Source organism: Neptunicella marina (assembly GCF_014270035.1).
Classification (GTDB): domain Bacteria; phylum Pseudomonadota; class Gammaproteobacteria; order Enterobacterales; family Alteromonadaceae; genus Neptunicella; species Neptunicella marina.
The window spans coordinates 1-26,242 of record NZ_JACNEP010000027.1; the positions used below are offsets into that span (position 1 = coordinate 1).

The window sequence follows — 26,242 nt, forward strand, 5'->3', positions numbered from 1 at the left end:
CTTATCCAAGATGGGTAAAACCGAAAACAAATCGATATCCCCATAAAAAGAAAAATGCCAGTCAGCTTAACTGACTGGCATTAGCCTGATGGCTCCTTTTTTTATTTCCGTTTAAACGACTGATGTTTATTAGGTTTATTTTTATTAGATTTAGCCCTAGGCGGTAAGCCAGTATGTTTAGTTAAAGCTTTTTGCCCACCTCTGGCCTTTGGTGCTTTTTGGTGTTGTTCTTTCGCAGATAATGGCGGCACCAGATGTTGTGGTCCCCGACCAATTAAATCCTGTCTGCCCATTGTGATTAAGGCTTCACGGATTTGCGGCCAGTTTTTAGGGTCGTGATAACGTAACAGAGCTTTATGCAAACGGCGATGACGTTCACCTTTAGCCGAGAATACAGTATCACTGTCTTTTTTAACCTTACGCAGTGAATCCACTTCTGTGTGATACATCGTTGTAGCACTGGCCATGGGCGATGGATAGAAGTTCTGAACCTGATCCAATTTAAATTTATTTTCTTTTAGCCACAATGCCAGATTGATCATATCGTCATCGGTAGTGCCCGGATGTGACGCAATAAAATAGGGAATCAGGTATTGCTCTTTACCCGCTTCTTTGGAGTATTTATCAAACAACTCTTTAAAACGATAATAACTGCCCATGCCAGGCTTCATCATTTTGGATAGCGGCCCTTCTTCGGTATGTTCTGGAGCTATTTTTAAATAACCGCCCACATGGTGTGTGGCCAGTTCTTTCACATAGCGCGGGTCTTCAACAGCCAGGTCATAACGCACACCTGAGGCAATCAGAATTTTTTTTATGCCGTCCAGATCACGCGCACGACGATATAAGTCGATGGTTGGCGTGTGATCAGTATCCATATGTGCGCAAATGGTTGGATAAACACAGGATGGACGCTTACAGGTGGCTTCAGCCTTAGGGCTTTTACAGCGCAGACGATACATATTGGCTGTTGGTCCACCTAAATCGGAGATAACACCGGTAAAACCGGGAACTTTGTCGCGAATTTCTTCGATTTCCCGAATAATTGAATCTTCTGAGCGGCTTTGAATAATGCGCCCTTCATGCTCGGTTATTGAGCAAAAACTACAGCCGCCGTAACAACCACGCATAATATTTACCGAAAAGCGGATCATATCGTAAGCGGGGATTTTTTTATCTCCGTACACTGGATGCGGTACACGCTGATAGGGCAAATCAAACACCTGATCCATCTCATCGGTTTCCAGTGGGAAAGTGGGAGGATTGATCCAGATGTGTCGGTCGCCATGGCGCTGCATTAACGCACGCGCACAGCCCGGATTGGTTTCCTGATGCAAAATACGGGAGGTATGTGCATACAAAACTTTGTTATCACGCACGGTTTCAAAGGCTGGCAGTTTTACATAGACCTTTTCCCATGGACGCCGACGATTATCAGGCTGAATTACAATCGGTTTAGCCTGATTGACATCTTCACTTACGCTGCTGTTATCTTCTGCGTTATCACAACCTGATTCCATCTGATAAGGGCTGGGAATGGCATCAATTTTTCCTGGCTTATCCAGATGAGTAGAATCAACCCCCTGCCATTCCGGCAACGCTTGTTTAACGATAATGGCAGTTCCACGTACATCCACAATGGATCCAATCGGCTCACCGTCAGCCAGACGGTGTGTCACTTCTAAAAGAGGACGCTCGGCATTACCAAACATCAATAAATCGGCTTTGGAATCAAATAACACCGAGCGACGAACTTTTTCAGTCCAGTAATCATAATGCGCGATGCGGCGTAAGCTGGCTTCGATGCCACCAATAATAATCGGCACATCCTTGTAAGCTTCACGACAACGCTGGGAATACACAGTGACTGCACGATCAGGGCGTTTACCGCCTTCATTGCCCGGTGTGTAAGCATCATCGTGACGTAGCTTTTTATCCGCTGTGTAACGGTTAATCATCGAATCCATGTTTCCGGCAGTCACACCAAAATACAGGTTCGGTTTGCCTAATTCCATAAAGGCATCTTTGCTGGTCCAGTCGGGCTGAGCAATAATGCCCACACGGAACCCTTGAGCTTCAAGGGTACGGCCAATTACCGCCATGCCAAAGCTGGGGTGATCTACATAGGCGTCACCGGTAACAATAATAATATCGCAACTATCCCAGCCCAGTTCATCCATTTCCGCACGGGTCATAGGTAAAAATGGCGCAGTGCCATAGCACTCAGCCCAGTATTTACGGTGCGAAAATAATGCTTTATCGGATTTTACTGTTGCAGCTTGCATAGTTTACTTATCACGTCTTTCTGTAGGGCGCGGATTATACCTGATCCATACAATAATAGTATGTTTAAAGGATCACCACTTTTGTGGCCATAAGGTATTTTGTAAATTATCCAGCAGTGCTTGTGCGGCAACAGAAATACCACCACGACTGCGGGTTATCACCCCGACCCGTTTATGATCATGTTGTCCCTTCAATGGCAAACACACCAAACCATTTTGCTGCATCTGTTGCTGACACAATGCCGGTATTACCGCGATACCCAGGCCACTTCTGACCAACTGCCCTACCGTTGCTAACTGGCCAGCCTCAGCCACAATGTTAACCTGGGTATCATTATGACTTAATGCTTCATCAAACCAGTCACGTAATGCGGATCCGCGATTCATGGCGATCACCTTTTGCCCCTTTAGATCCTGCCAGTGAATTGATTCATCCAGATTCAGGTAGTGCTTTGATGGCATAACCAGCATAAAACTATCCTCAAATAACGGAATGAAAGTAAGCCCATCAGTGTTTGTTGGTTCAAAAATAATGCCCAGATCAGCGCGATCATTTAACACAGAATCAATCACCTGTTCCATCACCACATCTTGTACAGCAAGATTAATGTTACTGTGAGTTTGATGAAATTCAGCTAAAACTTGTGGCAATAAACTCGCGGCAAAAGATGGCATACAGGCAATCGTCAGTTTGCCTTGCTGCAACCGATAACGCTTGTGCAGGTCGTCAAAGGCAATATCCCAGTCACGCATTAAACGTTTAGCAACCGGTAAAAAGGCAGCGCCTTCTGGTGTTAGCTGCAAATTGCGGGTATTGCGTGAAAAAAGCTGTCCACCTACCTCTTGTTCAAAGTTTTTAATGGCAATAGACAATGCAGGTTGCGACAAGTGTAACTTGGTGGCGGCTTCGGCGAATGAGCCACAATTGGCAAGCTCGGTAAATATGTTTAACTGTTTGATGCTGACATTCATATTAATTAATAATATTTATAATTTAGTAAATTTGTTTAATTTTACAAATGTTAATTAGTTATTAATATGAGTGCAAACTTTAAAGAGGAAAACGAGATGGCTGGATTTAATAAGGTCGTTAATAGTTACGCTGAAGCGATGGCTGGCTTAACAGACGACATGACTATTATCGCCGGTGGATTTGGTTTGTGTGGTATTCCGGAAGGTTTGATTGCACAAATTAAACAGATGGGCGTAAAAGGATTGACCGTAGTATCTAATAACTGTGGCGTAGATGGATTCGGTTTAGGATTATTACTCGAAGACAAACAAATTAAAAAAATGGTGTCCTCCTATGTTGGTGAAAACGCCCTCTTCGAGCAACAGTTACTAAATGGTGAACTGGAAGTTGAACTAACGCCTCAAGGCACCCTAGCTGAAAAAATGCGTGCTGGTGGCGCGGGTATTCCAGCATTTTATACTGCAACCGGCTATGGTACCCCGGTGGGTGAAGGCAAAGAAGTACGTGAGTTTAACGGCCGCCCCTATATTTTAGAAGAAAGCATCACTGGTGATTTCGCCATTGTTAAAGCCTGGAAAGCCGATAAATACGGTAACTGCGTTTATCGCCACACCGCACAGAACTTCAACCCAATGGCAGCCACCGCAGGTAAGATAACCGTGGTTGAAGTGGAAGAAATTGTGGAACCGGGTGAATTAGCCCCAAGTGAAATCCACACCCCTGGCATTTATGTAAACCGTGTCATTAAAGGCACATTCGAAAAACGCATCGAACGCAAAGTGACAAGGAGCTAATCATGGCACTAACCAGAGAGCAAATTGCCATGCGTGTGGCAAAAGAATTTAAAGATGGTGATTACGTTAACCTGGGCATTGGTATCCCTACTTTAGCTGCTAATTACGTTCCCGATGATATCGAGGTGATGCTGCAATCGGAAAATGGTTTGTTGGGCATGGGCCCTTATCCAACTGAAGAACAAATTGATGCTGATATGATCAATGCCGGTAAAGAAACCGTCACTGCGGCAACCGGCGCTTCGATTTTTAATTCAGCTGAGAGCTTTGCCATGATCCGTGGCGGACATGTGGACTTTACCGTATTGGGTGCATTCGAAGTAGATGTAACCGGCAGTATTGCTTCCTGGATGATCCCTGGAAAATTAGTTAAAGGCATGGGTGGCGCAATGGACTTGGTCGCTGGTGCTAAAAACATCATAGTGACCATGACACATGCGGACAAATATGGAAACTCGAAATTACTGGAAGCCTGCACCCTGCCGCTTACCGGCGTTAACTGCATCACTCGTATCATTACCGACCTTGCCGTGCTGGAAGTAAAAGATAATGCCTTCCACTTAAAAGAGCGTGCGCCAGACGTGACGATAGATGAAATTAAACAAAAAACAGCAGGCAAATTAGTGGTTGAAGGCGATATTGCAGAAATGCAATTTTAGTCAGTTGTTTTATTAATAACCAATCATCTTTAGTGAGAATAATGTACTAAGGAAATTGAAGATTATCCTTCAAAATTTGTACAAAAAATGGTTATAATAACGGCGATTCTCCAGTTACATGCCTTCAGCGCGCATTATATGCGCGCTTTTTTTATGCCTGAATTAAATATAACTTACTGTTAAATATAAATTATTTCTTTGATTTAAAACGAAAACACCGCCGATTAAGGCGGTGTTTAATTCTTTTAATTTTTTAGTTATCAGGCGACGGATTTTTTCTGTTCGGCCTGACTATTTCCTTCTAAAACACCGGGCTTAAAACTGTCCACGTTTATGGCTACAACTCGTAATGCTTCAGCACGTTTAAGTTGCTCTGCTTCATGTTCAGTAATGACCTCATGTTCAAGTGCATTCTTAAGCGTGACATCAAACACGGTTTTACGTGCAATCAGCTTATCTTTTTGCGCTTTAATAATTTTACGTTCAATATCAACAACATCATTCATCGCAATAAATGCCTGTTCAACTACACCAACGCTATCCTGTTCATTTTTGCCTAAATAACAAAGATGGGATACGCGGTCACGGGCAATCCCCGGTTTTAACAGACTATTACTGACTTGCTGAGTAATATCATCCTGTGGGGCCTGATAGTGAATACCAAACGGGAAGATCAGTGTTTTTAATAAACGAGCAGCAAAACGATTACTGAAATTCTGGAAGAAGCCATCAAAGGCAACGCCAATTTTGTTTAAACAACGGTCCAGTGAATACTGAACAAAGGGTAAATCACTCACCTGACGACCATCGTCTTCGTAGCGCTTTAACACACAGGATGCGATATATAACTGACTTAGAACATCGCCTAAACGTGCAGAAATCATTTCCTTACGTTTTAAATCACCGCCTAAAATCAGCATGGAGAAATCGGCACAAATCGCTAAGCCAGTCGACATACGAGTTAACTGTTTGTAATAGTGCTGTGTTGCACCAGAAACAGGAGACGAATTAAAACGCCCCACTGTCAGACCTTGCCACAATGCCGATAAAGCATTTTTGCTGGCGAATCCAACGTGTTTTAATAATAAGGTATCAAATGCCTTAAGCCCCGCTTCAGCATCCGGATTGGCGGCTGCTTCCATTTCTTCAAATACATAAGGATGACAACGGGTGGCTCCTTGTCCAAAGATCATCAGATTACGGGTAAGGATATTGGCCCCTTCCACTGTTATAGCCACAGGGGTACCAAAATACTGATGCGCTAAATAGTTCATCGGACCAATTTGCACACCTTTACCTGCGTGAACGTCCATTGCGTCGTTTAACAGTTCACGTGCCATTTCGGTCATGTGATATTTAGCAATGGCGGTCACAACGGACGGACTTTCACCTAAATCAATTGCGCCCGCGGTCATGGTACGCATAGATTCAAGGGTATAGGTTAATCCACCAATGCGACCCAGTGACTCCTGCACGCCTTCAAACTTACCAATTGATAAACCAAACTGTTTACGGATAGCAGCATACGCACCTGTGGTACGTGAGGCTAAATGAGCGGTAGAGGTTGCCAGTGCAGGCAAAGAAATACCACGGCCTGCCGATAGGCACTCTACCAACATTCTCCAGCCACGACCGGCATAGTCAGCGCCACCGATGATCCATTGTAGAGGAATAAATACATCTTTCCCGCGAGTGGTACCGTTCATAAATGCCATGGCCACCGGATAATGACGATCACCAATTTCAACACCTTCATGTGACGTTGGGATCAGCGCACAAGTAATACCTAAGTCAGCTTGTTCACCCAGTAAACCATCTGGATCGTACATTTTAAATGCAAGACCTAATACCGTAGAAACCGGAGCTAAGGTAATATAACGCTTATCCCAGTTGAGGCGTAAACCTAATACTTCTTTCCCCTCAAATTGCCCCTTACACACCACACCGGTATCCGGAATACTGCCGGCATCAGAGCCCGCTTCTGGCGCGGTTAGCGCAAAACAAGGTACATCGGTACCATCTGCCAAACGTGGTAACCAGTAGTTCTTTTGCTCTTCGGTACCGTAGTGCATTAATAATTCGCCTGGGCCTAACGAATTAGGCACCATAACGGTCACAGCAGCACTTAGTGAACGGCTGGAAATACGCGCCACTATGGTAGAACTGGCCAATGCAGAGAACTCTAAACCACCATAGCTTTTTGGAATAATCATCGCAAAGAAACCTTCGCTACGCAGATAATCCCAGACTTCTTTGGGTAAATCTTTGTTCTCATGCACAATTTGATAATCGTCCAGCATACCTAATAAGGTTTCTAACTGGTTATCGATGAACGCCTGCTCTTCATCACTTAACTGTGGTTTTGCTATGGCATGTAATTTATCCCAGTCAGGTGAACCTTTAAATAACTCGCCTTCCCACCAGATAGATCCGGACTCCATGGCTTCACGCTCAGTGCTCGACATCGGCGGAAGAATACGTTTAAAAATAGAAAAAATGGGTTTGCTGATCAATGGACGTCGGATTGCGGTAACGCCAATGACAACCGCCAAACCTATTAAAATAATCAGTGAAATAGTCATAGGATTACCTTTTTAAGCAATATCAAGTTTAGGTTGTGCCGTGGGCATTTGTAGTGGATTACACATAGTACCCGCGGCGATATAAGGGATTAAACGGTGGATAATGTCTTCAATGCTCACTTGCTGTTGATAATCTGCATCGGCAATCTCACTCAGAGCTTTACTCGATGCCATAGTGAAAACAAACGTACCGATAGCAAAATGCAGACGCCAGAATATTTCACTGTCATCTAAATGCGGTGCCGCTAAGTGCACTGTATGCACAAAACGTTTCAGCACACTGCCGTAGTAGTTTTGAATATATTTACGCAAATGTCCCTGAGACTCGGAATATCCTCGTCCAAGTAATTGCACAAATATCGCAGTACCATTTTTACGGCTTTTATTTAGCAACAGTAATGGCGCCACCAATGAATCAAAAACCTGATCCATTGTGGGTTGTTTTACCCGCTGAGTGAGATCAATTAACTGGTTCTCAAGTACAGGAGCCAGAATATCCAGATAGCGCTTCAATACTTCCTGGATCAACATTTTCTTTGAACCAAAGTGATAATTAACTGAGGCCAGATTAACGTTGGCTTTAGTAGTAATCGCTCTGAGTGAGGTGTCGGCAAATCCATGTTCTGCGAACAACACCTCTGCCGCATCAAGGATCTCCGTTTTGGTAGTAATACTCATTTTATACAACCATATTAAACAACCAATTCAAACAATTGTTTAAATTTAAAATCAAGTTGATGAAAAATTCAAGCGCTTGTTTGAATTATTTTAATCTGGAAGAGATAAGTGGCAGAAATTAAAGGTAAAAAGTGCCGACAATAGCGACACTTTTTGGATGGTGGTGTTATCGGAAAATTAGGCGTTGGGTTTGCCCATGGCCTCACGTTGCGCGCGGCGGACAGCGGCTTTTTGTTGACGACGCTGTTTAATTGCTTTGCGTGCTTCGGTACCAACATGCTCTTCGTTACGCATTTTGGCTAAATTTACCTGCTTCTCGCGCTCACGAAAACGTGCGATTTGTTCTTCTGAATGTATACCATAACACTTAGGGCAGCTTACACCTGACTCGTATTTATCAGATAACTTATCTTGCTCCGTAATAGGTAAACGACAGGCATAACACTGATCATATTCGCTACGCTCTAAATCGTGGTTTACGGCAACGCGGTTATCAAACACGAAGCAATCCCCTTCCCATAAGCTTTGTTCTTTAGGTACATCTTGCAGATACTGAAGAATGCCACCTTCAAGGTGGTAAACCTCTTCAAACCCCTGCTCTTTCATATAAGCAGTAGACTTCTCACAACGAATACCGCCGGTACAAAACATCGCGACTTTTTTATGTTTCGCCGGATCCATATTTTGTTTAACGTATTCGGGGAATTCACGGAACGAATCTGTTTTAGGATTAACTGCGTGTTTGAAGGTGCCGATTTCAATCTCATAATCGTTACGGGTATCAACCACAAACACCTCCGGATCACTAATTAATGCATTCCAGTCCTGTGGCTTGACATAGGTGCCCACCGTTTGACGCGGATCGATGCCTTCAACCCCAAGGGTCACAATTTCTTTTTTCAGTTTAACTTTAGTGCGATGAAACGGTTGTGTTTCATCAAAAGACTCTTTGTAAGAAATAGGATTTAAACGCACATCTGCATTTAACCAGGCTAATAGCGTATCAATCGCTTCGCGACTACCTGATACCGTACCGTTAATACCTTCATTAGCCAGTAATAAGGTACCTTTAACATTGTGCTGCTCCATTAACGCCAACAAAGGCTCACGAATAGCCTCATAATCATCAAGCGCAACAAATTTATATAAAGCACAAACAACGTACTTAGACATTACAACCTCCAGCATGCCGGAACGTAAATCCGGGGCCAAATTTAAATTAAGGGATTTTTGCGGCGCGCATTTTACAAAAACGACAGATAAAATGCCACCGCCAGATAGAGAGGATTAACGCTGGTAGTAACTGATAATTGACGCTTTAGCCAGTGCATTAGCGTTAAGCATATAGCCAATTAATGCTGGTTGGTTTTGTGCATTAACATCCAGCTTGTCGGTTTTAAGTGCATAAACCGTAAAAATATATCGGTGTGCACTATCACCTTTAGGTGGACACGCGCCGCCAAATCCTGCCTGACCATAACTGGTTACCGTCTGAATACTGCCTTTAGGTGCCAGATCTTTCGCCGGATTTCCTGCATCAGAAACTAACGATGTGGTATCAGCCGGAATATTCACCATCAACCAGTGCCACCATCCAGCGCCTGTTGGTGCATCGGGATCGTAAACAGTAACCGCAAAACTTTTGGTGCCTGCTGGCGCGTCTTTCCAATTCAGAGCCGGTGAGATGTTATCTCCGGTGCAGCCAAAACCTGAAAATACTTGTTTGCTGGAAAGCTGCCCACCGATTTCATTACTGAATAAGGTAAAATTACTCTCAGCCATAACATTTAATGAGCACAAGGCAGATAATCCGATAACACCTGATAAAACACGTTTTAACATAAAGACTCTCCTTTAAAATTAGTCCGATGCTTCACTACGCAATCTGACGTTGAACAAGATTAAATAGTTGATAAAAATTATCAGTAGTCACTTTAGCAAGCTCAGCCACCGGAAGATCTTTTAAATCGGCAATAAACTCACCGACTTCTTTCACAAAAGCAGGTTGATTCTGCTCTCCACGATATGGAACCGGTGCCAGCCAGGGCGAATCGGTTTCTATCAGCAGTTTATCCAGTGGCAACGCTTTAACGACTTCCCGTAATTCCTTAGCGCTGTTAAAGGTTACAATGCCTGATATGGAAATATAAAACCCCATTTCAATCGCTTGTAACGCCATATCTAAATCTTCGGTAAAACAATGCAAAACACCTTTAACATCAGGGTGTTTATATTCAGCTAGCAAATCAAGTGTGTCTTGTTTGGCGTCACGGGTGTGAATAATCAGCGGTTTGTTCAGTTCGTTCGCCACTTTAATATGGTCGATAAAAGATTGCTTCTGTACTTCGCGGGTATCAGCACTATAAAAATAATCCAGTCCGGTTTCGCCAATAGCTACGACTTTGTCATGAGATGCAGCTGATAATAATGTCTCATAATCACACGCATCTTCCTGATGCAGAGGATGCACGCCGCAGGATACCGACACTTCAGGGAATATCTTTACTGTATCCAGCATAGTGGCAAAGTCATTTACAGATACCGCGACACATAAAAAATGCTCAACACCACGCTCTTTAGCAAAATCGAGCGTAACTTTTAATTGGTCAGTGGATTGTTTGAGTCGGTCTAAATGACAATGGGAGTCAACAAACAAAAATGTTCTCCTTAAAAATGTGTGACTAAGGGTTTTATTCGTTCCAGTACACTAAACAACAGATTACTTTTATTAATGCCAGTATGTTGCAATTGGGCTTTTACTGCGATGCATTGCTGTGCTGCTTGCCATAACATAGAAGATTGAGGCTGAGTGCTGTTTTGTTTTAACCAGAATTGCAGCCAGTTTACGACACTCTCGGCGTCGTTTTGCCATTGATTAGCCAGTTGCAGACCACTGACCTCGCCTTTGGATAATCGCTGAATTTGCTGACAAAAATCGTCATATTGCAGATTGTCAGGAGCTTCAAGCAGCATTTTTGCTTTTAACGGTGCCCCCGCACAGATCTGCAACGTTTGTAGCAGGTTATCCTGCAAACCCTGTTGTTGTAACCAGTCGATAGCGTCTGTTTCAGCTGGTGCGTGTAATGGCACTTTTTCGCAGCGGCTGAGTATGGTGGGCAATAAACGCTGTGGCTGATCGGTAACCAATAAAATGGTGGTATCCAGCGTCGGCTCTTCCAGCGTTTTAAGCAAAGCATTGCTGCTTGCCACGTTCATATCATCAGCACCAAATACGATTAAGACTTTGCTACCGCCTAATTGTGCGGTTTTATTTAATGCGCCAATTGCTTCACGAATTTGATCCACAGCAATTTGCGATTTTTCTTTCTCTACTTTAAATAAATCGGGATGGCTGCCTGCCGCATTTAATTTACACGACTGACATTGGCCACACGCCCCCTGAGCCGTTTTTTGCTGACATAACAAAAACAGCGCGAATTCATCCGCGAATTCAGCCTTACCTATCCCTTCAATGCCCTGCAGAATAAGCCCATGGTGCAACTTTTTATCAATTGCCCTTACTGTCAGTGCGTTAAAACTGGAGGTTAACCAGGGATACATGCGTGTTTATCCAAAAATAGTTGTAATGCCTGACGAATGTCCTGATGTACTTTTTCAATCGGCTGCATGCTATTGATCACCACAGCATTAGGATCCTGCTGACACAGCAGCAGATAGCGTTCACGCGTACGTTCAAAAAAACTGATATCTTCCAGTTCAATACGATCCAACGCACCACGACCGCGCGCGCGCGCCAGACCAACAGCCGGTTCAACATCCATATATAAAGTTAAGTCCGGTGAGAAGCCCTGCAAGGTGATATCGCGCAGCGGTTCGATTAGATGCTCATCAATCTGACGACCTCCCCCCTGATAAGCCCGGGATGACATATCATGTCGATCTGCCAGTACCCATTTGCCCTGCTCTAATGCAGGTTTAATCACGTTATGTACTAACTGAGAACGAGCCGCGTACATCAACAATAACTCGGTTTGCACTGTAACCTGTTCATCGCGCCAGTTATGTTTAACACATTCGCGAATCGCTTCAGCCATAGGCGTACCACCTGGTTCACGGGTGCTGACCAGTGATGCGCCGGTTGCTTCAATGGCATGTTTTACCAACGACACGGCACTGCTTTTACCTGCGCCTTCAAGCCCTTCTATAACCACAAATTTAGCTGATGACATTTACTGTCCTGATTGATTTAACTGATAGCGTTTTACCGCTTGATTGTGCTCTTGTAAGCTTGCTGAAAAATGATGGCTACCATCTCCTTTTGCCACAAAATACAAGTCATCCGTGGTGGCTGGATGCAAAGCCGCATCAATTGCAGCTTTACCTGACATTGCAATTGGCGTCGGAGGCAACCCATTTATACGGTAAGTATTATACGGGGTTAAACGACGTAAATCAGCCCGCTTGATGTCACCATCAAACTGGTCACCTAATCCATAAATAACGGTTGGATCCGTTTGTAAACGCATATGGTTATTTAAACGATTCACAAATACACCTGCTATGTGCGCACGCTCTTGTGCTACCGCTGTTTCTTTTTCGATAATTGAGGCCATGATTAAGGCTTCGTACTGAGAGGTGTAGGGTAATCCCTGATCGCGAGACGGCCATTGCTCAGCTAAATAATCCTGCATAGCTTGATAGGCAACCTCAACCAGTTGTTTGACGGAATAACCATCGTGAAACCAGTAGGTATCCGGCATCAGCCAGCCTTCCAGTGAACCTGAACTAATCGATAATTCTTTTAGTAATTGTTGCTCATCAAATTCGCCGGACAAGATATTGGGCGTATTTATAATTTGGGCATACCAGTCGCGCCAGCGTAACCCTTCAACCAGGGTAATGGAAAATAACTTTTCATCACCTTTACGCATCATGCGTAATACATCCGACAACCGCATTCCCGGCAGGAGCTCATAGGTACCCGATTTAAGCTTTGCAAATTTAGGCTCTAACCTGAACAGCACTTTACTCCACAGGCTTTTTTTAATGACGTCCTGTGTTACCAGTTGTTTAATGACACCCGCTGCACTTTGACCACTGTTAATTTTAATAAGTTGAGGTTGCGTTACCCTGATTGATTGGTGTTTATATTGCGCATACTGATAAACCCCGGTCGCAATTAAAATCCCCGTTAACAATAAAAAGGCAATCGCTCCTTGAAATAATCGCATCAAAAAATCCGCTTTTGCAGTTGAGTTACAGAACTAATGTCATAGTGATGCTGGTTAAATTGCGTGACGGGCACTATTTTCATCAGGCTGTTACAGATAAAGACAGCATTGGCCGATTCTAACTCACAAACCTTTGTTTTTACTATGTTTAATGGAATATTAAATTGCTCAAAACACTGAGCCACATGGTTACGCATAACGCCTTCCACACCACAATTATTTAATTCAGGCGTAAACCAAATGCCATTTTTAAGCCAGAATATATTACTGGCACTGCTCTCAATCATAAAGCCGTCATGGTCGCATACCAGCACATCGTCGGGTTTATCGTCGGGCCAGTCAGTTTTTATCAACACCTGTTCTAACCGATTTAAATGTTTTAAACCACCTAATGAAGCGGATACAGCGAGTCTGTGTTTGGCTAGTCCCAGTCGTATACCGCTTGTTTGCCAGCTTGTATAATGAGCAGGTAATTCATGCGTGGAAAAAAGCACGCGTGGTAAAGGTTGCTGCGGTGGTAAATATCCACGTCCGCCACTGCCCCGTGAAATAAGAACCTTTAAAACGCCATCAGTAATTGCAGCTGCCTTTTGTAAACAGGCCGCTTCAATGTCGGTCCAGTTAGCAATAGTAATATCAAGACGTGAACAAGCGTTTTGTAAGCGTTGCAGATGTGCTGAAAAGAGTTGAGGTTTTCCCTGTTCGACAAGAATAGTCGTAAAACAACCATCACCATATTGCATGGCTCTATCGGTCGTTGGGATTTGAGATTCTGGATTGCTATCCACAAGAAGCATGTATAAAGCCCGTTACTAAGACATCTAAAACGGGCTTTATTAAATCAGGTCACACCTTTTTAAACAATAGTGAACCGTTGGTTCCGCCAAATCCAAATGAATTACATAATGCATATTCCATCTGAACATCGCGGGCAGTGTGAGGCACATAATCCAGATCGCAGCCTTCACCCGGATTATCTAAATTGATCGTCGGAGGAACAACCTGATCCTGTAGCGCTAAGGCAGTGAAGATCGCTTCAATCGCCCCCGCGGCACCTAATAAGTGTCCGGTCATAGATTTAGTTGAACTCACCATCACAGAACTGGCAGAAGCACCGAAAATGCTCTTAACTGCCTGAGTTTCGGCGATATCACCTGCAGGAGTGGAAGTACCGTGAGCATTGATATACGTAATTTGCTCAGCACTAACACCTGCATCATCCAGCGTATTACGCATCGCATCGGCTGCACCTGCGCCATCTTCTGGCGGCGAGGTCATATGATACGCGTCACCACTCATGCCAAAACCAACCAATTCGGCATAAATTTTGGCGCCACGAGCTTTAGCGTGTTCGTATTCTTCTAACATCACCACACCCGCGCCTTCACCCATAACAAAACCATCACGGTCTTTATCCCACGGGCGGCTTGCGGCTTGTGGGTTATCATTGCGGCTGGATAAAGCACGAGCAGCAGCAAAACCACCTAAACCTAATGGTGTAATTGAGGCTTCAGCGCCACCGGCTAACATCATATCTGCGTCGCCATAAGCGATGGTACGCGCACCAATACCAATGTTATGCACACCTGTAGTACAGGCAGTCACAATATTTAGATTGGGGCCTTTTAACCCTTCCATGATCGACAAAAAGCCTGAAATCATGTTGGTAATGGTTGAAGGCACAAAAAACGGAGAAATCTTTCTGGGGCCACTATCACGCAATTTATCGTGATTAGTCTCGATTAAGCCTAAACCACCGATACCTGAGCCTATCGCCACACCAATACGTTTTGCATTGCTATCGTTAACTTCAACTCCGGAATCAGCTAACGCTTGTTTACCCGCGGCTATACCGTACTGAATAAACAAGTCCATCTTTTTACTTTCCTTTTTAGGAATGTAAGCCTCGGAATCGAATTCTTTGAGTGAACCTGCAAAATGCGTTGTGAATTCGCTGGTATCAAAATAGCTGATTTGATCGATGCCACTTTTGCCATCTAACACTGCTTTCCAGGTCGATTGCGTGTCGTTACCCAGCGGGGTCAGCATGCCTAGACCGGTTACCACCACACGTCTTTTAGACATGTAAGCCTCCGTTATACACATTAAATAAATGAAAAAGGATCATAGTTACCGACGCGATTTGTTGCTTGAATATGGACTAGCCAGAAAACCATCTATCACTACGAAATGCCTCAATTGACGAATTTTCGCAAACAGAATCATGATCGGGAATAAAGTGTGTAAAAGCAAAACGGCTCAGATTTGAGCCGTTTTAGGGATATTATAATTAAGCGTCTTTGTGAGCGTTAATATAATCAATAGCTGACTGAACAGTTGTGATTTTTTCTGCTTCTTCGTCAGGAATTTCTGTATCGAATTCTTCTTCCAAAGCCATTACCAGCTCAACAGTGTCCAGAGAGTCAGCACCTAAATCATCAACGAAAGAGGCTTCTGATTTTACTTCTTCTTCTTTAACACCCAGTTGTTCAACAATGATTTTGATTACGCGTTCTTCAATATTGCTCATAATAATTCTCGTTATACCTCAAAAATAAGGCTACTTGTTAAAGTGGCGGGTAGTGTATTCACCCTAACCAATCCTTGCAAGTCAGTGACTCGTTTTTTTGGCTGGTCGAACCACAAATTAACATATTTTTTTAAATATGCACTCTTTTTGTCGCGATTTGCTCGCTTAACCCATGTACATGCCGCCATTAACATGCAAGGTTTCGCCGGTAATATAACCCGCTAAATCTGATGCTAAAAAGGCAACTGCAGCAGCAATTTCGTCAGGACTACCTAAACGATTTGCCGGAATATCTTTGAAAATGGCTTCTTTTTGCTCATCGGTTAACGACTGTGTCATATCAGTGTCGATAAAACCAGGTGCTACAACATTGACGGTGACACCACGAGAAGCCACTTCTCTTGCCATTGATTTACTGAAACCAATTACACCTGCTTTTGCAGCGGCGTAATTAGTTTGTCCGGCGTTCCCCGCCGAGCCAACAACAGAACCAATGTTGATAATACGACCATGACGCTTTTTCATCATGCCACGTAAAACCGCTTTTGATAACTTGAAAATTGAGGTCAGATTGGTTTGGATAATATCCGCCCACTCATCATCTTTCATGCGCATTAGCAGATTATCGCGGGTGATACCTGCATTATTAACCAAAATATCCACATCACCGTATTTAGCTTTAATGTCATCCAGCAGGGTTTGCATCGATGAATCATTTGTAACATTTAACACCAGACCACAGCCCTGATCACCCAGATATTCACTGATAGCCTGAGCGCCGTTTTCTGACGTAGCCGTGCCAACAACAGTGGCACCTTGCGCCACAAGAGCCTGAGCAATCGCTTTACCTATACCGCGGCTTGCACCTGTTACTAACGCAATTTTTCCTGAAAAACTCATAACTTACCTTTTTATGCGTTGATTGTATCTGCAGTATTAATTGCGCTGCAGCTTACAGAAGAATCGATTCGTTTAGCTAACCCTGACAACACTTTACCCGGACCAACTTCAAAGTGCTCGGTTGCGCCTAACGCAGCCAGTTTTTGCACAGTTTCTGTCCAGCGAACAGGGCTATATAACTGACGTACCAGTGCCTGTTTTATTTGCTCCGGATCCCGGCAATCTTCTACGTCCACATTATTAATCACTGGAATGACAGGAACGTTAAATTCAATTGCATTTAATTCAGCAGCCAATTTATCGGCGGCCGGTTTCATCAGAGCACAATGAGATGGCACACTCACTGGCAGTGGTAACGCACGTTTTGCGCCAGCGTCTTTACAAAGCGCCCCTGCCCGTTCAACTGCATCAGCATTACCCGCGATAACCACCTGGCCTGGCGAATTAAAATTAACCGCAGATACCACCTGCCCTTGTTCGGCTTCTTTACAACATTCAATCACTTTATCGTCGTCTAACCCGATAATCGCGTACATGGCTCCCGTACCGGCAGGTACCGCTTGTTGCATTGCCTGACCACGCAATTCAACTAACTTAACCGCCTGTTGGAAATCAATGACACCCGCACATACCAGCGCAGAATATTCACCCAGACTATGTCCCGCCAGAAAATCCGGTGTTTTATTTTGAGTTTGCAGAATTCGCCAGATTGCGACGCTGCTAGTCAATAACGCAGGTTGTGTTACATCTGTACTGTTTAATTTTTCTGCCGGGCCATGTTTAACCACATCCCACAAGTCATAACCCAGTGCATCGCTGGCTTCAGCAAATGTTTGTTCTACTTGTGGAAATTGCTCGGCTAAATCGGCCAGCATACCAACCGTCTGTGACCCCTGTCCGGGAAACACAAATGCTTGCATGTTTTTCTCCTGAAAATCGAAATTTAGTAACGAACCAGAGCGGATGCCCAGGTGAATCCGCCGCCAAAGGCTTCCAGCAACAAGTTCTGGCCGCGTTTAATTCGTCCATCACGAATAGCGGTATCCAGTGCAGTTGGAACGGTTGCCGCAGATGTATTACCGAACTGTTCAAGGGTCATGACCACTTGTTCCATCGGCATTTCCAGCTTTTTAGCGGTCGCTTTGATAATTCTGAAATTAGCCTGATGAGGCACCAGCCAATCCAAATCTGATTTTTGCATATTGTTGGCTTCTAATGTTTGCTCAACAATTTCGCTTAATTTGGTGACGGCAACTTTAAACACTTCATTGCCTTTCATTACACCCCAGTTTTCATGAACTGATTGTTCCTGGCCGCGTGTTGGATTACCCACATACAGCAAATCACCATAAGAACCCGCAGCCATAATGTGAGTAGATAAAATGCCAGGTTCTTCGCTGGCTTCAATAATAGTTGCACCCGCGGCATCGCCAAACAGGATAATCATGGTTCTGTCGTATGGGTCTATTAAGCGTGATAAACAATCACTACCAATGACCAGAATACGCTTACACATACCTGATTTAATATACTGATCTGCCACACTAAGCGCATAACAATAACCAGCGCAGGCAGCAGCAACATCAAAGGCAGGCACACCATCTAAACCTAGTATTTTTTGAAGATCACAGGCTGCGCTTGGCAAGGATTTATTGTGACTGGTGGTGGCACACAGAATCATATCAACAGAAGCAGGATCAATCTCAGCCGCTTCAAAGGCTTTTTTCGCGGCTTCTGCGCCCATAGTGGCGACAGTTTCATTTTCACCAATAATACGACGTTCTTTTATTCCGGTGCGATCCGTGATCCATTGATCACTGGTATCCACCATCTTTTCCAGATCCTCGTTGGTGCGGACCTGCGTCGGATAATAACTACCTGTACCGATGATTCTTGAATACATATTTGGGAAGATTCCTTTAAACGGGTTAGCCGCTGGCTATGAAGTGCGGATTAACCTAATGCTATTTCAATTTTGTCTTTTATTTTTGTCGGAACTTGTCGGGAAATTTCCTGCTTTGCTTCTTTAATTGCGTATAAAAATGCATCAACTGAAGCATTTCCGTGGCTCTTAACCACAATTCCGCGCAATCCTATCAAACTCGCACCATTATACTGGTCGGGGTTCACACGCGAATAAATCTTTTTCAGGAATGGTAATGCTAATAAAGCCATGGCTTTGGTGAGTAAATTCCGACCGGTAATGCGTTTTACTTCGCTAATAACTAATTTGCCAAGCCCTTCACAAGCTTTAAGGGCGATATTACCCACAAAACCATCTGTCACCACCACATCTGCACGATTACTAAAGATGTCGTTACCTTCCAGATAACCAATAAAATTAATCCCGGGGGCATCTTTTAGTAGCTGAGCAGCATGTTTAACTCTGTCATTACCTTTGATTTGTTCTTCGCCCACATTTAACAGAGCAACCCGTGGTTTTTCTATGCCTTCAACCTGCTCCGCCATTACCGATCCCATTACTGCATAATGAAACAGCACTTCTGAATTACACTCGACATTTGCACCTAAATCCAGCAGATAGACTTTTTTGTCGGTTTGAGTAGGAAGAGAAGTAACTAACGCTGGCCGCTCAATCCCCGGCAGAGTTTTAAGCACATAATAGGCATTGGTCATTAAAGCTCCGGTATTACCGGCACTAACACAGGCATCAGCTTTACCCTGCTCGACTAATTCAAGCGCACGTCGCATTGATGAATCAGTTTTACTACGAAGAGTGGCGGTAGGACGTTCATCCATTTCAACTACCTGAGAGCAGTGTAAAATGGTAAGTTGGCTTTCAAGAGGTAAAGAAACTTTATTCAGCTCATGTTCAATCTGAGACTGAATGCCGCAAAGAATAATGTGTAATTCGGGATATTGTGTTACTGCTCGAACGGCAGCATGAACAGTAACAGGGGGACCGAAGTCTCCCCCCATTACATCCAACGCTATAGTTAGCGTAGTCAAGGCAAGGCTCGCTTAGTTAGCGATAACCTTTTTGCCTTTGTAGAAACCATCTGCAGTCACATGGTGACGACGGTGAGTCTCACCAGAAGTTGCATCTACAGACAAGGTTGCACCGCTCAATGCATCATGCGAACGACGCATGCCACGTTTAGAACGGGTTTTACGATTCTGTTGTACCGCCATTTACCTTACTCCTAATCTCGCTTAAGTTCTTTCAACACCGCAAAGGGGTTTGGGCGTTCATCGGCCGGTTCGATTTTTCCATAACTCATTTCATCTTCAGTAATATTGCAGTCCTGTTCATCATGCAGGGCAACAATCGGCAAAGATAATATTAGCTCGTCTTCAATTAATTGAAGTAAATCGATTTCTCCATGGTCATCGACCTCAACCGGTTCGTAAACGTCCGGTAACTCATCTAAGTCGTCGCCTTCCTTCACTGCACTAAAGGTAAAATCAACGTTTAGATCCTGAGTTAAGTTTCCATAACATCGTTGGCAGACCAGCTCTACCTGCGTTTTTAGTTTACCACTAAAAACATTAAGACCTTGCACATCGGTTTCAAAACTAATCTGAACATCAACATGTTCAGCTGAGCCTGATACCATTTGCTGCAATCGTTCCATATCCGCACATAGCATAATGCCCTCAAAATTAGAGCGTTTGCTTGCACTTTTTACTGGATCGAGCCTTAACGGCAGTTTTGCTTTCTGCATAGGGCGCGCATCATATAGCTTGGAGCCTGACGAGTCAAAGGAAAAATCAAGTTTAAGCAAAGTATTAAACAGCTGAATTAAGCGAGTAAAGCCGTTAAAATACAATCAATTGAGTTATTTAGTGAGTTACAATGAAAATCGTACTGGCCTCAACCTCCCCATTTCGCGCTTCTGTCTTAAAAAAACTGTGCATTCCGTTTGAGCAGGCAGCTCCGCATACGGATGAAACCGCGCATGAAAATGAAAGTGCTGAACAGCTTGTTGAACGGCTGGCTATAGCCAAGGCAAAAGCACTATCCTGTGACGACGCCTGGATCATTGGTTCAGATCAAGTAGCCACTGTGGATGGAAAAATACTGGGTAAACCTCACACCCATGAAAAGGCGGTAGAACAACTGAGCTTATGCAGCGGTAAAACGGTGAGATTCTTAACTGGTTTATGTTTACATAATGCTAAGGCTGACGTAACAGAATCTTTAGTTGAGCCCTTTGACGTAAATTTTAAAGTCCTGAACGAAAACCAGATAGAGCGATATTTACGCGCTGAACAACCTTATAATTGTGCTGGCAGTTTTAAAAGTGAAGGCCTGGGTATTTGTTTATTTGAATCACTGCAAGGCAGAGATCCTAACACTTTAATAGGTTTACCTCTTATTGCCCTGATTGATTTATTTCGCCTGCACAATATCGAATTGCTTGAACATATCTCGCTTTAAAAACCGACACGCCTGATTATATTAAATAATCGAGCAACTCCCCTACTTCATTAATAATGGCTGTGGGTTTATGTGCAATTAATTTTTCAATTGGCTGTGCACCATAAGTGACTCCAATACGCGGCATATCTATTGCTTCAGCCATTTTCATATCATGTTCTGTATCACCGATCATTACAGCTTGTTGGGCATTTAAGCCAAAATATTTTAACAACTGCTGCAACATATCCGGCGACGGTTTAGATTCAGCTTCATCGGCACAACGTGACGCTTCAAAAAAGTCAGCTGTATTGGTTTTAGTCCAGGAGTCCACCAGACCTCTGCGTAACTTGCCAGTAGCGACTGCCATAATCTGCTTATTTTGCTTAAGTCGGTTTAATACGTTTAACGTATTATCAAATAACGGCGATGGTGTTTGATTGGTAAATAAATATTCGTCTCTATAATGCTCAATAAACTCTTGTTCTTTCTGTGATGAGAGACTTTCGAACAATCGTTGAATACCGATACGCAAACTCAGTCCAATGATATTATTCGCATCGTCATCTGAGGGTACTGTTAAATCAGAGCGAACTGCAGCTTGCTGTAAACTGGAGACAATCCTTGGTGTGGAGTTCATTAAGGTACCATCCCAGTCAAAAATAACCAGTTGATACGGTCTGGAAGAAATCGAAGTCATTTTACTACTTTATAACTACTGTTTAATTATCAATATTACTTTACGCAAGCTTTACCAGACATTGCTGTAGAGAACTTTCAAGTGGTGCCTCAAAGCTTACGGTTGCTTCTTTTTTAGGGTGATAAAAACTGATGCGGTGCGCATGTAAAAATAAACGGTTTAATCCCAGGTCACGCATATGCTGATCAAATTCTTTATCACCATATTTGTCGTCACACGCTATTGGATGGCCTGCATATTGACAGTGAACACGAATTTGATGCGTTCGCCCGGTCACCGGAAACGCTTCAACTAAAGTAGCGTTTTTGAAACTCTGCATTACTTTATAACGCGTTTCAGACGGTTTGCCATCCGGATGGACCGATACCATGCGTTCGCCTGATTGCAGGGTATTTTTATTTAAAGGTGCTTTTACTTTAAAACGCGACTCAGGCCATTGACCGTTAACCAAAGCCAGATAACGTTTATCAACAGTTTTATCGCGTAATTGCTCATGTAAATTCTTTAACACCGAACGTTTTTTTGCCACCATTAATACACCGGAGGTATCGCGATCCAAGCGATGAACCAGTTCAAGAAACTTTTGCCCAGGCCTTAAAGCCCGCAACGCTTCGATTAAACCAAAGCTTAATCCACTACCGCCATGTACAGCCATTCCAGATGGTTTATTTACCACTAATAAATAATCATCCTCATATAAAATATGGCTTTCAAGAGTTGCCACTTTATTGAGTTTTACAGATGGAGCATCGTTTGACTCTGCGACTCTGACAGGAGGAATTCTGATAATATCACCGCTTTGCAGCTTATATTCAGGTTTAATACGCTTTTTATTAACTCTGACTTCGCCTTTGCGAACAATTCTGTAGAGTAAACTTTTAGGAACTCCTTTTAACTGGGTACGTAAAAAGTTATCAATACGCTGCCCCTGCAAGTCTGGCTCCACAGTAACAAATCGAACTTGTTGGTTATTTTCTGCTTTCATAGCGGGCTATTTTAACGCCTTTTGACGATTTACGCTTTGATTTTTATTATCTTGCTTAAAATCCCTATTTAGTGAGATAATCAATCAGTCATTTTGGGTATAAAAATAAACCAGTGGCACTAAGTTAATGTGGTCAATCAAATAAAAATAAAGAAAATGTCGCAATTATCAGGCAAAACCAAAAAAACTTTGCTAAATAAAGACACGATAAAACGAACGACTTACAACAAACATTGACTAAAACGAAAACGATTAATTATTTAAGCAGGTAGTGTTACTCGCAGTTTGTGTACAAATCAAACAAAAAGAATTAAGACACTACCTTTAATTGCAGACTAACGCAGTTAAATAACAAGACATAAATTTGGATTCACCTGTATCAGGTCGACAGATCAGAAGTACGAGTGAAATGTAAAATATAAATGATGTAAAACGGAGCACGAAACAGTAATCCGCATACAGCCGAGAGGCTGCATACCCTATCGCCTCCAAATTTGGCACTCAGTTTAACTGTGTTGGTCTCGACAAATGTATCGAGTCCAAAACTATGAAAAGAATGTTGATCAATGCCACGCAGCAAGAAGAACTACGAGTTGCTCTTGTTGACGGGCAAACCCTGTTTGATCTGGATATAGAAAGTCCAGGTCACGAGCAAAAGAAAGCCAATATTTACAAAGGTAAAATTACCCGCGTAGAGCCGAGCCTTGAAGCTGCTTTTGTTGACTACGGCGCTGAGCGTCACGGTTTCCTCCCTCTTAAAGAAATTGCCCGTAATTATTTCCCCAAAGGTTATACTTTCGAAGGTCGTCCTAATATTAAGGATGTGATCAAAGAAGGTCAGGAAGTCATTGTTCAGATTGATAAAGAAGAACGTGGTCAAAAAGGTGCTGCATTAACCACCTTTATCAGTCTTGCAGGCAGTTATTTAGTATTAATGCCAAATAACCCTCGCGCTGGTGGTATTTCACGTCGCATTGAAGGTGACGAACGTACTGACTTAAAACAATCCTTAAGCAAACTTGATGTACCAGATGGTATGGGATTAATTGTACGTACTGCTGGTGTAGGTAAATCTTATGAAGAATTAGCCTGGGATTTAAAAGTATTAATTAATCACTGGGCTGCGATTGACGAAGTCGCACAAAACCGCCCTGCTCCATTTTTAATTCACCAGGAAAGTAACGTTATTGTTCGTGCTATCCGCGACTATCTACGTCGTGATATCGGTGAAATTTTAATTGATAAACAGCGCGTTTATGAACAGGCCAAACAGCATATAGAACTGGTTCGTCCTGACTTTTTAAATCGTGTAAAACTGTACACTGGTGATGTGCCTTTATTCAGTCACTATCAAATTGAAAGTCAAATTGAATCAGCGTTCCGTCGTGAAGTACGTTTACCTTCAGGTGGTTCGATTGTTATCGATCCAACCGAAGCCTTAACCTCAATTGATATCAACTCAGCGCGAGCCACTAAAGGTGGTGATATTGAAGAAACGGCTTTAAATACCAACCTTGAAGCTGCAGATGAAATTGGTCGTCAGTTACGTTTACGTGACTTAGGTGGATTGCTGGTAATCGATTTTATCGATATGTCTCCTGTTCGCCATCAACGTGAAGTTGAAAATCGCTTAAAAGAAGCGGTTGCGCATGACAGAGCACGTGTGCAGTTAGGACGTATTTCTCGTTTCGGTTTATTGGAAATGTCGCGCCAACGTCTGCGTCCTTCTCTGGGTGAATCATCACACCATGTATGTCCGCGTTGTGAAGGTCATGGCACCATTCGTGGAACAGAATCCTTAGCCTTGTCCATTTTGCGTTTAATTGAGGAAGAGTCACTTAAAAACAACACAGGTCAAATTGAAGCACAATTACCTGTGGAAGTTGCAACGTACCTTTTAAATGAAAAACGCCGTGCGATCCGTTCAATTGAAAAGGGTCAGAACGTTCAGATCATCATTATTCCCAATCCGAACATGGATACCCCTCATTATGAAGTATCTCGTATTAAACAAGATGATGTGAGCGATGAGTTAAGTTACAACCGTCAAATTATTGAGCCAGCACAACCTGAAAGTGTGCGTATCAGTAATGAAACTGTTAAACGTGAACAACCTGCATTACAAGGCATGGTGGCACCGACAACGGCTGCGCCAGTAGTAACAGTTAAAACAGAATCAGTCTGGTCGAAAATTGCCAAAGCAATTGCATCATTTTTCAGTAGTGACGATGAGGCAGAAAAGACCCAGAAATCGTCTCACCAAGGTCAGAGACAAGGCAACAGAAATGGCCAGCGTCGTAACCGTAATGAGCGTAACAGCAGAAATAATCGTAAACCTCGTAACGAACGCACAAATGAGCGTAATGCTAAACCTAAAAATCAGGCTGAAGGCAAAACTGAACGTCCGGTAAATAAAAATGCCAAGGATGAAACAAAACGCCAACAACCGGTGGAAGCTAAACAAGCTCAGCAACAAGATAAACCTCTAAAAGAGGAAAAAGTTGTTGAACGCCGTAAACGTCGTAATAACCGTAAAAGTGTGAGAGCTGATAAACAGACAAATCAGGATGTTAAGGTTGAAGACGTAATTCAACAACCATCGACAACGGCTATCGAAACCACTGAAAATGAGACCAGACAAGATGTGATGATTGAAGCCTCAGTAAGCGAGCCTAGTGAGAATACAATCGCTCAGGACAAAGCTAAGGCAGATAACGAGACTGAGCATCGTGGTCGTTCTCGTCGTTCTCCGCGCCATATGCGTGCGGCAGGTCAGAAACGCAAAAAAGAAACCAAAGAGGAAAATGCATCATCTCAGGAAAATTTACAGTTTGACTTGTTAGACGCACAAGATTCAGCTGAAATGAAAATTGAAAATGAACAGCCGCAATCTCCTCAACAAGTAGAAATTGCACTTGAAAACGCGCCGGTAGCGCAAACAGAAAAAACGGTTGATAGCGATGTTGATGCTTCAAATGATACCCCCTCTGAACTGGCAGACGTTAAACAAGAGATTGTGACTGAGGAAGTTCAGCAACAGGAATCTGTTTCAGACTCTCAACCCTCTGAAACTGTGAGCTCTGAAACTACTGAAGACGTTAAATCAGAAAGCACGGTTGAGGAAGTCAAACAAGAGCAAGTTGTTGCTAAAGACAAGCCAAAAGCTAAAGCAAGTAAGGCGAAAGCCAATAAGCCTGTCTATATTAAAGCGACAATAAACAGCATTTCACATCCAATGGCAAAACCAGTATCTTTGCCGATGGAAGTTGAAGATATCGATGTGAAAGCATTGTCTAATGAGCAGCGTGCCGATATCCAGGTATCCGGTAAGGCAGCAGCGGTATTAAGCTTATCAGGTAAAGCCGATGCACCAATGGCCAAACCCACTTCACTAAGCTAAATAAAATGTGGCGATCAAAAAAGGCGGTTTATAAACCGTCTTTTTTATTACTAATGTCCCGTCCTGAAATACGTTGACATAAAGAGGACTTCTTTATGACAACAGCAACTAATTCAAATCGTAAGCGTACTCAACGCGATTACACGATGGCTTTTAAATTAGGGGTCGTAGCACGTGTTGAAA

At 43.2% G+C, this 26,242-nt stretch carries 26 protein-coding genes; 5 read left to right on the plus strand and 21 right to left on the minus strand.

The features are described 5' to 3' along the window. Positions 1–101 precede the first annotated feature (101 nt). Positions 102–2,285: a YgiQ family radical SAM protein gene (locus H8B19_RS18280; protein ID WP_186508509.1), complete on the minus strand. Its 2,184-nt coding sequence runs from the start codon at positions 2,283–2,285 to the stop codon at positions 102–104. A gap of 72 nt (positions 2,286–2,357) precedes the next feature. Beyond that, positions 2,358–3,257 carry a LysR family transcriptional regulator gene (locus H8B19_RS18285; protein WP_186508511.1) on the minus strand — a complete coding sequence of 300 codons (900 nt, stop codon included), beginning with the start codon at positions 3,255–3,257 and terminating at the stop codon, positions 2,358–2,360. 96 nt (positions 3,258–3,353) lie between these two features. Between H8B19_RS18285 and H8B19_RS18290 the strand changes: the two genes are divergently transcribed. Continuing rightward, positions 3,354–4,052: a CoA transferase subunit A gene (locus H8B19_RS18290; RefSeq protein WP_186508513.1), complete on the plus strand. Its 699-nt coding sequence runs from the start codon at positions 3,354–3,356 to the stop codon at positions 4,050–4,052. A gap of 2 nt (positions 4,053–4,054) precedes the next feature. Continuing rightward, positions 4,055–4,711 carry a CoA transferase subunit B gene (locus H8B19_RS18295; protein ID WP_186508515.1) on the plus strand — a complete coding sequence of 219 codons (657 nt, stop codon included), beginning with the start codon at positions 4,055–4,057 and terminating at the stop codon, positions 4,709–4,711. Between the two features lie 260 nt (positions 4,712–4,971). Here H8B19_RS18295 and H8B19_RS18300 read toward each other — a convergent pair whose 3' ends face one another. From H8B19_RS18300 to yceD, 17 genes are all read right to left on the minus strand, one after another. Continuing rightward, complete coding sequence (locus H8B19_RS18300; protein ID WP_186508517.1) at positions 4,972–7,293, minus strand: acyl-CoA dehydrogenase; 2,322 nt, start codon at positions 7,291–7,293, stop codon at positions 4,972–4,974. A 12-nt stretch (positions 7,294–7,305) separates the two neighbouring features. Beyond that, complete coding sequence (gene psrA, locus H8B19_RS18305) at positions 7,306–7,971, minus strand: TetR family transcriptional repressor PsrA (RefSeq protein WP_186508520.1); 666 nt, start codon at positions 7,969–7,971, stop codon at positions 7,306–7,308. 177 nt (positions 7,972–8,148) lie between these two features. After that, positions 8,149–9,144 carry an oxygen-dependent tRNA uridine(34) hydroxylase TrhO gene (gene trhO / locus H8B19_RS18310; RefSeq protein WP_186508522.1) on the minus strand — a complete coding sequence of 332 codons (996 nt, stop codon included), beginning with the start codon at positions 9,142–9,144 and terminating at the stop codon, positions 8,149–8,151. 114 nt (positions 9,145–9,258) lie between these two features. Continuing rightward, positions 9,259–9,813, minus strand: a complete 555-nt coding sequence (locus tag H8B19_RS18315) for a YbhB/YbcL family Raf kinase inhibitor-like protein (protein WP_186508524.1) — start codon at positions 9,811–9,813, stop codon at positions 9,259–9,261. A gap of 34 nt (positions 9,814–9,847) precedes the next feature. Then, positions 9,848–10,627 carry a TatD family hydrolase gene (locus tag H8B19_RS18320; RefSeq protein ID WP_186508526.1) on the minus strand — a complete coding sequence of 260 codons (780 nt, stop codon included), beginning with the start codon at positions 10,625–10,627 and terminating at the stop codon, positions 9,848–9,850. 11 nt (positions 10,628–10,638) lie between these two features. Next, positions 10,639–11,532 (minus strand): DNA polymerase III subunit delta', encoded by an 894-nt coding sequence (holB, locus tag H8B19_RS18325; protein ID WP_186508528.1) that lies wholly within the window; start codon positions 11,530–11,532, stop codon positions 10,639–10,641. Further along, entirely contained in the window at positions 11,517–12,161 is a 645-nt protein-coding gene (gene tmk / locus H8B19_RS18330; protein WP_186508530.1) for a dTMP kinase, read from the minus strand. Before tmk ends, holB begins: the two co-directional genes overlap by 16 nt. After that, complete coding sequence (mltG, locus tag H8B19_RS18335) at positions 12,162–13,163, minus strand: endolytic transglycosylase MltG (RefSeq protein WP_186508532.1); 1,002 nt, start codon at positions 13,161–13,163, stop codon at positions 12,162–12,164. Beyond that, positions 13,163–13,960 carry an aminodeoxychorismate lyase gene (gene pabC, locus H8B19_RS18340; protein ID WP_186508534.1) on the minus strand — a complete coding sequence of 266 codons (798 nt, stop codon included), beginning with the start codon at positions 13,958–13,960 and terminating at the stop codon, positions 13,163–13,165. The genes mltG and pabC overlap by 1 nt, the downstream gene beginning before the upstream one ends. A gap of 49 nt (positions 13,961–14,009) precedes the next feature. Then, on the minus strand, positions 14,010–15,248 hold the full coding sequence (gene fabF / locus H8B19_RS18345; RefSeq protein WP_186508536.1) for a beta-ketoacyl-ACP synthase II: 1,239 nt from the start codon (positions 15,246–15,248) through the stop codon (positions 14,010–14,012). Between the two features lie 205 nt (positions 15,249–15,453). Further along, a complete protein-coding gene (gene acpP, locus H8B19_RS18350) occupies positions 15,454–15,693 on the minus strand; it encodes an acyl carrier protein (protein ID WP_062479413.1) in 240 nt (79 codons plus the stop codon). Between the two features lie 165 nt (positions 15,694–15,858). After that, the gene (gene fabG, locus H8B19_RS18355; protein WP_186508539.1) at positions 15,859–16,593 is read right to left on the minus strand and encodes a 3-oxoacyl-ACP reductase FabG; all 735 of its coding nucleotides are present in this window, start codon (positions 16,591–16,593) and stop codon (positions 15,859–15,861) included. Between the two features lie 11 nt (positions 16,594–16,604). Beyond that, positions 16,605–17,513, minus strand: a complete 909-nt coding sequence (fabD, locus tag H8B19_RS18360) for an ACP S-malonyltransferase (protein WP_186508541.1) — start codon at positions 17,511–17,513, stop codon at positions 16,605–16,607. A 23-nt stretch (positions 17,514–17,536) separates the two neighbouring features. Then, positions 17,537–18,496 (minus strand): beta-ketoacyl-ACP synthase III, encoded by a 960-nt coding sequence (locus tag H8B19_RS18365; RefSeq protein ID WP_186508544.1) that lies wholly within the window; start codon positions 18,494–18,496, stop codon positions 17,537–17,539. Positions 18,497–18,546: 50 nt separating this feature from the next. Continuing rightward, positions 18,547–19,563, minus strand: a complete 1,017-nt coding sequence (gene plsX, locus H8B19_RS18370) for a phosphate acyltransferase PlsX (protein WP_186508546.1) — start codon at positions 19,561–19,563, stop codon at positions 18,547–18,549. 12 nt (positions 19,564–19,575) lie between these two features. Next, the gene (gene rpmF, locus H8B19_RS18375; RefSeq protein ID WP_186508548.1) at positions 19,576–19,746 is read right to left on the minus strand and encodes a 50S ribosomal protein L32; all 171 of its coding nucleotides are present in this window, start codon (positions 19,744–19,746) and stop codon (positions 19,576–19,578) included. A gap of 11 nt (positions 19,747–19,757) precedes the next feature. Then, positions 19,758–20,279: a 23S rRNA accumulation protein YceD gene (gene yceD / locus H8B19_RS18380; protein ID WP_186508550.1), complete on the minus strand. Its 522-nt coding sequence runs from the start codon at positions 20,277–20,279 to the stop codon at positions 19,758–19,760. 131 nt (positions 20,280–20,410) lie between these two features. Here yceD and H8B19_RS18385 point away from each other — a divergent pair, with 131 nt between their 5' ends. Then, entirely contained in the window at positions 20,411–20,995 is a 585-nt protein-coding gene (locus H8B19_RS18385) for a Maf family protein (protein WP_186508552.1), read from the plus strand. 16 nt (positions 20,996–21,011) lie between these two features. Here H8B19_RS18385 and H8B19_RS18390 read toward each other — a convergent pair whose 3' ends face one another. Both H8B19_RS18390 and rluC read right to left on the minus strand, forming a co-directional pair. Next, complete coding sequence (locus tag H8B19_RS18390; RefSeq protein ID WP_186508554.1) at positions 21,012–21,674, minus strand: HAD family hydrolase; 663 nt, start codon at positions 21,672–21,674, stop codon at positions 21,012–21,014. A 40-nt stretch (positions 21,675–21,714) separates the two neighbouring features. Further along, positions 21,715–22,659, minus strand: a complete 945-nt coding sequence (gene rluC / locus H8B19_RS18395; protein WP_186508556.1) for a 23S rRNA pseudouridine(955/2504/2580) synthase RluC — start codon at positions 22,657–22,659, stop codon at positions 21,715–21,717. A 547-nt stretch (positions 22,660–23,206) separates the two neighbouring features. Between rluC and rne the strand changes: the two genes are divergently transcribed. After that, a complete protein-coding gene (rne, locus tag H8B19_RS18400) occupies positions 23,207–26,059 on the plus strand; it encodes a ribonuclease E (RefSeq protein WP_186508558.1) in 2,853 nt (950 codons plus the stop codon). Between the two features lie 95 nt (positions 26,060–26,154). Further along, positions 26,155–26,242 (plus strand): valyl-tRNA synthetase (locus H8B19_RS18405; protein WP_186507450.1); only part of this gene is annotated, 88 nt, incomplete at its 3' end.

Bases quoted from the DNA above. Each gene is read 5' to 3' on its own strand.
- H8B19_RS18280 (WP_186508509.1), bottom strand. From the start codon at position 2,285: ATGCAAGCTGCAACAGTAAAATCCGATAAAGCATTATTTTCGCACCGT.
- H8B19_RS18285 (WP_186508511.1), bottom strand. From the start codon at position 3,257: ATGAATGTCAGCATCAAACAGTTAAACATATTTACCGAGCTTGCCAAT.
- H8B19_RS18290 (WP_186508513.1), top strand. From the start codon at position 3,354: ATGGCTGGATTTAATAAGGTCGTTAATAGTTACGCTGAAGCGATGGCT.
- H8B19_RS18295 (WP_186508515.1), top strand. From the start codon at position 4,055: ATGGCACTAACCAGAGAGCAAATTGCCATGCGTGTGGCAAAAGAATTT.
- H8B19_RS18300 (WP_186508517.1), bottom strand. From the start codon at position 7,293: ATGACTATTTCACTGATTATTTTAATAGGTTTGGCGGTTGTCATTGGC.
- psrA (WP_186508520.1), bottom strand. From the start codon at position 7,971: ATGAGTATTACTACCAAAACGGAGATCCTTGATGCGGCAGAGGTGTTG.
- trhO (WP_186508522.1), bottom strand. From the start codon at position 9,144: ATGTCTAAGTACGTTGTTTGTGCTTTATATAAATTTGTTGCGCTTGAT.
- H8B19_RS18315 (WP_186508524.1), bottom strand. From the start codon at position 9,813: ATGTTAAAACGTGTTTTATCAGGTGTTATCGGATTATCTGCCTTGTGC.
- holB (WP_186508528.1), bottom strand. From the start codon at position 11,532: ATGTATCCCTGGTTAACCTCCAGTTTTAACGCACTGACAGTAAGGGCA.
- tmk (WP_186508530.1), bottom strand. From the start codon at position 12,161: ATGTCATCAGCTAAATTTGTGGTTATAGAAGGGCTTGAAGGCGCAGGT.
- mltG (WP_186508532.1), bottom strand. From the start codon at position 13,163: ATGCGATTATTTCAAGGAGCGATTGCCTTTTTATTGTTAACGGGGATT.
- pabC (WP_186508534.1), bottom strand. From the start codon at position 13,960: ATGCTTCTTGTGGATAGCAATCCAGAATCTCAAATCCCAACGACCGAT.
- fabF (WP_186508536.1), bottom strand. From the start codon at position 15,248: ATGTCTAAAAGACGTGTGGTGGTAACCGGTCTAGGCATGCTGACCCCG.
- acpP (WP_062479413.1), bottom strand. From the start codon at position 15,693: ATGAGCAATATTGAAGAACGCGTAATCAAAATCATTGTTGAACAACTG.
- fabG (WP_186508539.1), bottom strand. From the start codon at position 16,593: ATGAGTTTTTCAGGAAAAATTGCGTTAGTAACAGGTGCAAGCCGCGGT.
- fabD (WP_186508541.1), bottom strand. From the start codon at position 17,513: ATGCAAGCATTTGTGTTTCCCGGACAGGGGTCACAGACGGTTGGTATG.
- H8B19_RS18365 (WP_186508544.1), bottom strand. From the start codon at position 18,496: ATGTATTCAAGAATCATCGGTACAGGTAGTTATTATCCGACGCAGGTC.
- rpmF (WP_186508548.1), bottom strand. From the start codon at position 19,746: ATGGCGGTACAACAGAATCGTAAAACCCGTTCTAAACGTGGCATGCGT.
- yceD (WP_186508550.1), bottom strand. From the start codon at position 20,279: ATGCAGAAAGCAAAACTGCCGTTAAGGCTCGATCCAGTAAAAAGTGCA.
- H8B19_RS18385 (WP_186508552.1), top strand. From the start codon at position 20,411: ATGAAAATCGTACTGGCCTCAACCTCCCCATTTCGCGCTTCTGTCTTA.
- H8B19_RS18390 (WP_186508554.1), bottom strand. From the start codon at position 21,674: ATGACTTCGATTTCTTCCAGACCGTATCAACTGGTTATTTTTGACTGG.
- rluC (WP_186508556.1), bottom strand. From the start codon at position 22,659: ATGAAAGCAGAAAATAACCAACAAGTTCGATTTGTTACTGTGGAGCCA.
- rne (WP_186508558.1), top strand. From the start codon at position 23,207: ATGAAAAGAATGTTGATCAATGCCACGCAGCAAGAAGAACTACGAGTT.